This is a genomic window from Bdellovibrionota bacterium (genome assembly GCA_035292885.1).
In the GTDB taxonomy this organism is placed as follows: domain Bacteria; phylum Bdellovibrionota_G; class JALEGL01; order JALEGL01; family DATDPG01; genus DATDPG01.
Map to the genome: position 1 here is coordinate 1 of DATDPG010000016.1, position 2,366 is coordinate 2,366.

The following is a 2,366-nucleotide window of genomic DNA, read 5'->3' on the forward strand; positions in this document are numbered from 1 at the left end:
GAGTTGTGAATCGCTGGCAGCCGCCGACTGAACTTTCGATCGAAGAGGTCTACACCGACGGCCCTTCCGCCGGTCTCCTGGAAGCGGGGGACAGAATCGTCGGGATCAACCAAAAATCGTTCGGAGCGTTATCGTTGGAACGGATCCTTTCGGTTCTAGAGGGGAGCGACCCGGTCACCTTGCAGATTCTGGGTCGAACAGACTGGATTGAGGTCCAGCCCGAGCAGTTTCGTGCTTCTCCGATCTTCTCCAAACGAATCCATGAAGGGGAAGCAAACCTTGGCTACACCCATATCCGAAGGTTTACGTTGGATGTATCCGTCCGCCTACAACATGCCCTTGAGAAATTCGAAGAACAGAACGTTTCGGCTTTGATCATCGATCTTCGCGGGGATGGGGGAGGGGACACGAACGAGGTCGTGCGTTGCGCTGACCTTTTTGTGGATCAAGGCGTTCTGCTCCGGCTTCGAGGGAGCGGGAAGAAGGGGATCCCGGCGGAGTTCCAAATAAACGCCGTGCTAGGCGCGGAAACAGGCGGGGAAGTCACGCGAAAACCGGTGGTGATATTAGTTGATGCTCGAACCGCGAGCTCGGCTGAAATGTTCGCTGGGGTCTTGGCTGAAAGTTCACGGGCCGTTCTGGTCGGCTATGAAGGGGGAACATTCGGGAAATGGACCGGGCAATCGATCGCAAAGTTAGGGGAAAAGAACGGTTTCGGAGGACGGCTCGTATTGACGACGTTTCGAGTGACGCTCTTTGACGGTGCCGACGCCCAAGCGAACGGATATCCCGTTCACTTCAAAGTGTCCGATCCCAAGTTGGAGCAAGTGGTCGCCGATCGGCGCAAGAACAATGTAACCACGATCCTGCAAGAGCGGGATTACGGGGCTGACTTGGTGATTCCCTCCACGGGACGCGCAGTTCGTGCCGGGTCGGGGTCTGCCATCGCTTCGATTATAGACGGGACCCGGGAGGCGGTGGATCCGGAATTAATTCAGGCGGCGTGCCGTCCGGAGGAGGACTGCGAATACAAAGTGGCCGTACAAGTGGCTGCCGATTTAGCCGATCGCAAACCCGAATGGCCTGAAATTCGCACAAAGCTTGACGAATAACTCCGTTGACATTCCGGTCATACACGTTAAACGGGAACACCTATGGCCATGAACAAGATTCCCCAATGGAAAGACCGGCAGAAAATCCTTTACGCGAAGGAGAAGTCGGACCCTAAACGACTCGTCGAATTAGGAAGCGAATGCTTGAAGGCGGGCTATATTCAGGATGCCTTTGAATATTTTCAGTCGGCAAACGACGCCGAAGGGCTCGGAAAAATTCGCTCGCTCGCCCTCGAAGAAGGGGACGCATTCCTTCTGGGCTCCACCGAAAAGCACGTGGGAGCCGTCTCCGACGACGTGTGGAACAAACTTGGATACCGGGCTTTTGAATTGGGCAAGTACCGATTTGCCAAAACCGCCTTCGAGAAAACAAAGAACGAAATCATGTTAGCCAAGATCCGTGCAACGCTGGGAGAAGTTCAGCTCCCTCCCGCCGATGAAGCTCCTTCAACTGTCTGACGAGTCTCTTCCTGGTTCATTCGTCGATTGGTTCGGCCGGGAGGCGCCGATCGAAATCGAGATCGGCGTTGGAAAGGGGAGATTTCTCAAGGAATACGCCTCGGCATACCCGGATCGAAATTTTCTGGGCATTGAAAAGTCGAAAAAATGGCTTCGGCACGCCGCCGAACGGTTGGACAAGGCGGCTGTTCGGAATGTCGTGCTCTTGGAAGGATATGCGGAAGATTTTTTCCCGGTGATCCCGGACCGATCGATCGTAAATTATCACGTCTATTTTCCGGATCCATGGCCGAAACGGCGCCATCATCGGCGTCGTCTTTTTTCGCCGCAATTTCTGGAACATGTGATTCGAACGCTCCGACCCGAAGGGGAAATCCGGATCGCGACGGATCACATGGACTACTTTGACGTGATTCGGCGATCGCTGCGCGAATACGAAGGAAAAGGTCTTCGGGAAATGACCTGGAACCCGGGACCTTTCCTGACCAATTACCAGGCGAAGTATCTTCGTGAAGGGCGACCGCTTGTTTTTGCCGCCGCTCAACGAATCTGACCTGTTATAATGCCGTCATTGCCTGACGGTTCTATAAAGCTGACGCTGGCTCCGGTTCAGGGCGAGGCGCGTGTACCGTTCCTCCGAATTTTTCTGAGGGACGAATTTGTTCGCAGTTACAAGATCGGCCTGGGACATTTCATCGCCGGGAGGGATGCTCAGGCGCAAATCTTTTTGAACGATCGATTCGTCTCCCGGCGCCATTTTCAAATCGAATACGACGGCGAAAACCGCCTCCATAT

The 2,366-nt window shown here is 54.4% G+C and carries 4 protein-coding genes; all 4 read left to right on the plus strand.

Translation table 11 applies throughout. From position 1 onward, the window contains the following. The coding region (locus tag VI895_00870) for a S41 family peptidase (GenBank protein ID HLG18351.1) at positions 1-1,112 on the plus strand (1,112 nt) is incomplete at its 5' end. A 48-nt stretch (positions 1,113-1,160) separates the two neighbouring features. Then, a complete protein-coding gene (locus VI895_00875) occupies positions 1,161-1,571 on the plus strand; it encodes a hypothetical protein (protein ID HLG18352.1) in 411 nt (136 codons plus the stop codon). Then, positions 1,549-2,124, plus strand: a complete 576-nt coding sequence (gene trmB, locus VI895_00880; GenBank protein HLG18353.1) for a tRNA (guanosine(46)-N7)-methyltransferase TrmB — start codon at positions 1,549-1,551, stop codon at positions 2,122-2,124. Before VI895_00875 ends, trmB begins: the two co-directional genes overlap by 23 nt. Before the next feature lie 9 nt (positions 2,125-2,133). Beyond that, a partial coding sequence (locus tag VI895_00885; protein ID HLG18354.1) for an FHA domain-containing protein occupies positions 2,134-2,366 on the plus strand: 233 nt, incomplete at its 3' end.